General features: G+C 70.1%; 6 protein-coding genes. 5 read left to right on the forward strand and 1 reads right to left on the reverse strand.

Annotated elements, in window-relative coordinates; translation table 11 throughout:
• The coding region (locus VFL99_RS14180) for a sugar nucleotide-binding protein (RefSeq protein ID WP_325107023.1) at positions 1-306 on the forward strand (306 nt) is incomplete at its 5' end.
• Here VFL99_RS14180 and VFL99_RS14185 read toward each other — a convergent pair.
• Positions 303-2,105: a glycosyltransferase family 61 protein gene (locus VFL99_RS14185; protein WP_325107024.1), complete on the reverse strand. Its 1,803-nt coding sequence runs from the start codon at positions 2,103-2,105 to the stop codon at positions 303-305. The genes VFL99_RS14180 and VFL99_RS14185 overlap by 4 nt on opposite strands.
• A 74-nt stretch (positions 2,106-2,179) precedes the next feature.
• On the opposite strand from VFL99_RS14185, the gene cysC reads away from it, so the two are divergent.
• From cysC to cysN, 4 genes are all read left to right on the forward strand, one after another.
• Entirely contained in the window at positions 2,180-3,448 is a 1,269-nt protein-coding gene (gene cysC / locus VFL99_RS14190) for an adenylyl-sulfate kinase (RefSeq protein WP_325107025.1), read from the forward strand.
• Positions 3,445-4,449, forward strand: a complete 1,005-nt coding sequence (locus VFL99_RS14195) for a sulfite exporter TauE/SafE family protein (RefSeq protein ID WP_325107026.1) — start codon at positions 3,445-3,447, stop codon at positions 4,447-4,449. The genes cysC and VFL99_RS14195 overlap by 4 nt, the downstream gene beginning before the upstream one ends.
• A gap of 56 nt (positions 4,450-4,505) precedes the next feature.
• Positions 4,506-5,417 carry a sulfate adenylyltransferase subunit CysD gene (gene cysD, locus VFL99_RS14200; protein WP_325107027.1) on the forward strand — a complete coding sequence of 304 codons (912 nt, stop codon included), beginning with the start codon at positions 4,506-4,508 and terminating at the stop codon, positions 5,415-5,417.
• A 3-nt stretch (positions 5,418-5,420) separates the two neighbouring features.
• Positions 5,421-7,075, forward strand: a 1,655-nt coding sequence (cysN, locus tag VFL99_RS14205; protein ID WP_325107028.1) for a sulfate adenylyltransferase subunit CysN, incomplete at its 3' end; no start/stop codon positions are given.

Raw genomic sequence — 7,075 nt, forward strand, 5'->3', positions numbered from 1 at the left:
TGGACGGTGGACGTGGCGGACGCGATCGTCCGGCTCCTCGGATCCGACGCCGAGCCGGGCACCTACCACGCCACCTCCAGCGATCAGGTGACGTGGTACGGCTTCACGCGCGCCATTTTCGGTGAGCTCGGGCTCGACCCGGAGCGGGTGCGGCCGACGACGACCGCCGCCTTTCCGCGGCCGGCACCGCGGCCGGCATACAGCGTGCTGGGGCACGAGGCGTGGCGCACTGCGGGGCTGGAGCCGATCGGTGACTGGCGTGATGCCCTGCGCCGGGCGCTGCCGCGCCTCACCGACCGGCGCTAGCCGGCGTCCTCCACCGCTTCCTTGAGTTCGGGGGCGAACCGCTCGACGTCGAACACGAAGTTCGACTGGTAGGCCTTCCATGCCCACTTGCCCGGTGGGTGCTTGACCGCCGAGTCTCCCCAGAAGCAGTGCAGCCGGCTGCCGAGCACGGAGGAGAAGAGGAACTCGTTCGTCGCGGTGAAGCTGTCGCCCGCCATCACGATGACCGTCTTGCCGGGCGCGAAGGCCATGCTGAACATGCCGCTGCCGGAGAAGCCGGCAATCACGTCCGCGTGTTGGAACATGCCGATCTGCTCCTCGAGCGGGTGATCGGCGGGATAGACGAGCGTGAATCCGAGGGAGGAGAAGAAGTCCTCGACCTCGGCCGTGTTCTCACAGCTGCGCAGGGGCGCCATCCGCCGGGCGACGAAGAGCCGGCGGGGGTAGTCCTCCTGCGGCCGGCCGAGGGAGCCCACCGCGCCCCACACCTGCCCCATGTGGGGCGCCGCGTACTGCGGCATGACGAAACCGGGGGACGCGGCATACAGCGTCTCCACGTCGACGGACTCGTCGGCGGCGAGGTAGGTGACCTCGTTGAGGTCCACGCCCGCTGCGCGCAGCATCTGCTGCTCGAAGGCGGGCAACTCGCTCATCCCGGGCTCGAGGCTGAACAGCGGTCGCACGGAAGGGTCCACGGCTCGGGCCTCGTGCCAGCCCCAGACCTTGCCGAGGGTCTCGGTGATCACGTGACCGAAGTGCCCCGGGTACTCGCTGTCGAAGTAGTAGTAGGAGCCGGTCAGCCGCCGGGTCGGCTTCGCGTTCGCGGCCTCGTCCGGGAGGCGAGCGTGCCGCGGGTTGGAGCTGGCCAGCTTGCGGTGCATGAGGTAGCGGTCCAGCGGGTGGCGGAAGGTGTCCGGCAGCCAGTAGTTGTCCCGCGCCACGCGCTGGTACGACCAGCAGCGGACCGACGGGTAGCTGCGCAGCGACAGCGGTGGGACCGTCACCTGGGCGTCCCGGGAGGGCGGGTCCGCCTGCCCGTGCCATTCCTGCGGCGCACCGTGCAACGTCACGGTCGCGGCCGAGCGGTAGGTCTCCTGCGGCCGGGTGAGCACGACCTCCCCCCAGTCCTGTCCGTAACGCGCCCGCAGTATGCCGTCCGCTCGCGCCTCGCGGAGCTTGTACCGGTGGACGAGCCGCTTGCGGACGACCAGCTCCCCGTCCTGTACGGCGAGGTCGCCGGTGGCTGCTGCCAGCTCGGCACGCCGGTGCGGAAGCTTCCCCTCGTGCGCGCCGTCCCGCCCGAGCAGCTGCCGCACCGCCAGCGCGGTGTCGGCACCGTCCTGCTCGCTCGTCGGGCGTGCGACGGGGTCGGTCCGCACCAGGTAGGCGCCGCCGGGGGCGAGGTAGAGGAAGGTCGTCTTGAAGCAGGCCAGCCGGCCGCCGGTGCCCCACTCGGCGTGGTCGATGATCATCTGCGGCTGCGGCAGCTCCGCGAGCCGATCTGCGCGCTCGTCCGGCGTGGTGCACACCGACACAGAGACGTTTCCGGCGAGCTCGTCCTGGTCACCGCGCGAGAGGGACTGCGTCCTGAGGAGGTGCACCCGTGCCTGCGGGGCGGCCGCAGCCACCTCGTTGCTGAGGCGGACGGCGCCCACCCCGCCGATCACCACGACGTCGTGCACCTCGAGGCCCAACCCGCTCAGGACCTGCGGCACGCTGCTCGCGGCGGCGTCGGCACTGGCCTCGCGACGTCCGCGCGAGAGTCGCCCTACCACCGAACGCGTGGCGCGGCGGACCTGTTCGATCGGCGTCTCGGACACGCTGGCCAGCATACGGAGGACGCCGCCTTCATGAACTTCCATGGCCCTCACATCTCAGGTGACACAATGCGCGGGTGCCTTCATCCGACGTGCCGCAGTACGCCCCCACGCCGCGTGAGCTCGACGACCTCGACCTGTTGACCATGGGCGTCCTGGCGCCGCAGCGCGGTTTCGGTGACCCGTCGACGGGCGTCACCCTCGAGCTCCCCGCCGCGGTCGCGGAGCAGGCACGCGCCGCGGGCGCCGTGGATCTCGTCGATCCCGAGGGCGCGCCGCTCGCGACCGTCAACATCGATCATGTGTATGACGGGCCGGGAAACTCGTTGGGTGTCATCGGCGCGGTGGGGTCGGTCCGCCGACGCGCCGGACGCATCTTCGACCGGCTGCACCGCACACCCGATCAGCTGCGCGCCGAGATCGAGCAGCCGTGCGTGCTGGTCTGTGACCGGCCGCCGAGCGAGTCCGACCTCGACGCCGCCCGTCGGGAGGCCCACGGCCGCCCGGTCGTGCTGCTGGCCCTGACCGGTCACGGCACTCCGCAGGCTGTGTCCCCGGTCGGGCTGGTGCGGGCCTGTCTGGCGGCAGCGGACGAGCTGGCTGACGCGCAGGTCGTGGTCGTGCCGTTGGCGGCGCGGCCCGGACCGACCGGCCACACGGTGCGCGACCGGGTCGTGACCGCCTACGCGGAGGGTCCGGTCGTCGTGGCCACCGGCAACGGGCCGCTCCCGGCCGCCGAGGCGGAGGTGGTGCGGCAGGACCGGCCGACGGGCGTGGAGCAAGGGCTGGTCCTGTTCTTCACCGGGCTCTCGGGCAGCGGCAAGTCGACGGTGGCCCGTGGGGTACGCGACGCGCTCGTCGAGGACGGGCACCGGACCGTGACGCTGCTCGACGGCGACGTCGTCCGGCGCAACCTGTCCGCAGGCCTGACCTTCTCCCGGCAGGACCGGGAGACCAACATCCGCCGGATCGGCTGGGTCGCCGCCGAAATCGCCCGCCACGGAGGCACCGCGATCTGCAGCCCGATCGCGCCCTTCGCGAGCACCCGCCGAGCGGTTCGCGAGATGGTCGAGGATGCCGGTGGGGCCTTCGTCCTCGTGCACATCGCCACCCCGCTGGCGGAGTGTGAGCGGCGTGACCGCAAGGGGCTCTACGCCAAGGCGCGCCGGGGGGAGATACCGGACTTCACGGGTATCTCCTCGCCCTACGAGGTGCCCGACGACGCGGACCTGCGCCTCGATACCACCGGTCACTCGATCGCCGACATGGTCGACGCGGTGCTGGCCCTACTCCGCGGGCGTGGGCTGCTTGCGACCGACCGTGAGGCCGTGGAGGCTCGTGCGTGAGTGACCTGCTGACGACCGCGTCGCTCTCACTGCTGATCGTCAGCTTCCTGGTCGGGATCGTCGTCGGCCTGACCGGCATGGGCGGCGGTGCCCTGATGACGCCCGCCCTGATCCTCTTTGGCATCCCACCCGCAGCGGCGGTCTCCAACGACCTGGTGTCCTCGGCGCTGACCAAGAGCGTCGGCGCCGCGGTGCACTGGAAGAGCGGCTCCCCCAACCTCAAGCTCGCCGGATGGCTCGTGGCCGGCTCGGTGCCGACCGGCTTCGCCGGCGCCTTCATCATCCGAGCCGTCGCGGACACCGTCGGCGGGGTCAACACCTTCATCAAGCTCGCCATCGGCGCCACGCTGCTGCTCACGGCCGGCACCTACACCCTGCGCATGTACCTGCAGATGGTGAAGAACCAGCACGACGACGCGGCCCCGCAGCCGGAGACCGACCCCCCGGTCAAGGCGATCCCCACGCTGCTCGTCGGCGCCACCGGGGGGCTGCTCGTCGGGCTGACCTCGGTGGGCTCCGGGTCGCTGATCATGGTCGCGATGGTGCTGCTCTACCCCCGCCTGTCGCCCGTGCGCCTGGTCGGGACGGACCTGGTGCAGGCCATCCCGCTCATCGTCTCGGCCGCCATCAGCCACTGGATCGTCTCCGGGGTGGACTGGGCCGTCCTCATCCCGCTGACCATCGGAGGTGCGGCGGGCACCTTCTTCGGGGCGCGGATCGCCAGCTGGGTGTCCTCCTCGGTGATCCGGCGCGGCATCGTCCTCGTGCTGAGCCTGACCGGGCTGACCATGCTGCACGTGCCGCCGACCTGGGTCGGCGTCATCGGGGCGGCGCTCGTCGTGCTCGGCCCCATCGGCTGGGGTCTCGTCCGCAAGATCCACGGCCTGCCGCCGTTCGAGACCATCGCAGCACCGCACACGAACGGCAAGGGCGGCGGTCGGCATACCGACGACCCGGGCAAGGCGACGGCGTCGTCCACCAGAGGCGATGGCCGGCCCTGACCGCTGTGTAGAGTTGCCGGAAGCCGTCGGACGCCCGAGGAGGGACCCCACTGCCCATGTCCACCCACAGTGACTACCGCCTGAGCGAGCTGGACCAGCTCGAGTCGGAGTCGATCCACATCTTCCGCGAGGTCGCGGCCGAGTTCGACAAGCCCGTGCTGCTGTTCTCCGGCGGCAAGGACTCGATCTGCATGCTGCGGTTGGCCGAGAAGGCCTTCTACCCCGCGCGCATCCCCTTCCCGGTGATGCAGGTCGACACCGGCTTCGACTTCCCCGAGGTCATCGAGACCCGCGACCGCTGGATCGAGCGGCTCGGCGTCCAGCTGATCGTCGCCTCCGTCGACCAAGCCATCAAGGACGGCATCGTCGTCGACGACGGCAAGACCAGCCGCAACCGGCTGCAGATCGGCACGCTGCTCGACGCGATCGAGCGCAACGGGTTCACCGCGGCGTTCGGCGGCGGCCGGCGGGATGAGGAGAAGGCCCGGGCCAAGGAGCGCGTCTACTCCCACCGCGACGAGTTCGGCCAGTGGGACCCCAAGAACCAGCGGCCGGAACTGTGGAACCTCTACAACGGCAAGCTGCACGAGGGCGAGCACATGCGGGTGTTCCCGCTCTCCAACTGGACCGAGCTGGACGTCTGGACCTACATCGGGCACGAGGGCATCGAGGTGCCTTCGCTCTACTACGCGCACGAGCGCGAGGTCGTCGAGCGCGACGGCATGCTGCTCTCCGTCTCGGACGCGGTCCAACCGAAGAACGGCGAGACGGCTCACAAGGAGCGGGTCCGCTTCCGCACGGTCGGTGACATGACGCTCACCGGCTGCGTGAAGTCGGACGCCTCGAACGTCGAGGAGATCATCGCCGAGACCGCGGTCGCCACCATGACCGAGCGCGGCGCCACCCGAGGGGACGACCGCTTCTCCGAGGCCGCGATGGAAGACCGCAAGCGAGAGGGCTACTTCTAAACCATGGATCTGCTGCGTTTCGCCACCGCCGGCTCCGTCGACGACGGCAAGTCCACCCTCATCGGGCGGCTGCTGTTCGACTCGAAGGCGATCTTCGAAGATCAGCTGAACGCCGTCGAGCGCACCAGCCAGTCGCGCGGCCAGGACGTCCCCGACCTCGCGCTGCTCACCGACGGCCTGCGCGCCGAGCGCGAGCAGGGCATCACCATCGACGTCGCTTACCGGTACTTCGCCACGCCGAAGCGCAAGTTCATCATCGCCGACACCCCGGGGCACATCCAGTACACCCGGAACATGGTCACCGGCGCCTCGACCGCCGACGTCGCGCTGATCCTCATCGACGCCCGCAACGGCGTTCTCGAGCAGTCGCGCCGGCACGCGTTCCTCGCGAGCCTGCTCGGCATCCCTCACCTGATCATCTGCATCAACAAGATGGATCTCGTCGACTACTCCCAGGATCGGTTCAAGGAGATCCGCGACGAGTTCCGCAACTTCGCCGCGAAGCTCGAGGTCACCGACCTGTCGTTCATCCCGATCTCGGCGCTGACCGGCGACAACGTCGTCACCCGCAGCGAGGCGATGGACTGGTACGAGGGCACCTCCCTGCTGCACCACCTCGAAGAGGTGCACATCGCCTCCGACCGGAACCTGATCGACGTGCGGTTCCCGGTGCAGTACGTGATCCGTCCGCACCAGTCGTCGTCGGCCGAACTGCACGACTTCCGCGGCTACGGCGGCACGGTCGCCGGCGGTGTCGTCCGCAAGGACGACGAGGTCACCGTGCTGCCATCGGGCTTCACCACCTCGGTGAAGTCGATCTGGGCACCGGGCGGCAAGGAGCTCGGCGAGGCGTTCGCCGGCCAGGCGGTCACCATCGAGCTCAACGACGACATCGACATCGCCCGCGGCGACATGATCTGCCGCCCGCACAACCGGCCGCACGTCGGCCAGGACATCGATGCCATGGTGTGCTGGCTGACCAGCGAGGCGCAGCTGAACCCGGGCGGACGGTACGTGCTCCAGCACACCAGCCGCTCTACGCGAACAGTCGTGCGCGACCTGGACTACCGCCTCGACGTCAACACGCTGCACCGCGACGACAACGCCAAGGAGCTGAAGCTCAACGAGATCGGCCGGGTGCGGTTGCGCACCCAGCAGCCGCTGCTGTTCGACGCCTACCGGCGCAGCCGCGAGACGGGCAGCTTCATCCTCATCGACGAGGCCACGAACTTCACGGTCGCCGCCGGCATGATCACCGGGCCGTCGATGCAGGAATCCCACGTCGTCTGGCACAGCGGCTCGGTCCAGCGCGACGAGCGGGCCACCAGAGGCATGACGGTGTGGCTGACCGGCTTGTCCGGCTCGGGCAAGTCGACCGTCGCCGCGGAGCTGGAGCGTCGCCTCGTGGCCTCCGGACGCCCGGCGTACCTGCTCGACGGCGACAACCTGCGCCACGGGCTGAATGCCGACCTCGGCTTCAGCGCCGAGGACCGGCAGGAGAACGTCCGCCGGGTGGGCGAGGTGGCCAAGCTGCTGGCCGATGCCGGCGTGGTGGCGATCGTCTCGCTCGTCAGCCCGTACGCCGCCGACCGCGCCAAGGCGCGTGAGGCCCACGGCCAGGCCAACGTCCCGTTCGTCGAGGTCTTCGTCGACACCCC

It is taken from the genome of Segeticoccus sp. (genome assembly GCF_035708005.1).

What these genes read in the sequence shown, in the direction of transcription:
- cysD (WP_325107027.1), top strand. Translation starts at nt 4,506, where the DNA reads ATGTCCACCCACAGTGACTACCGCCTGAGCGAGCTGGACCAGCTCGAG.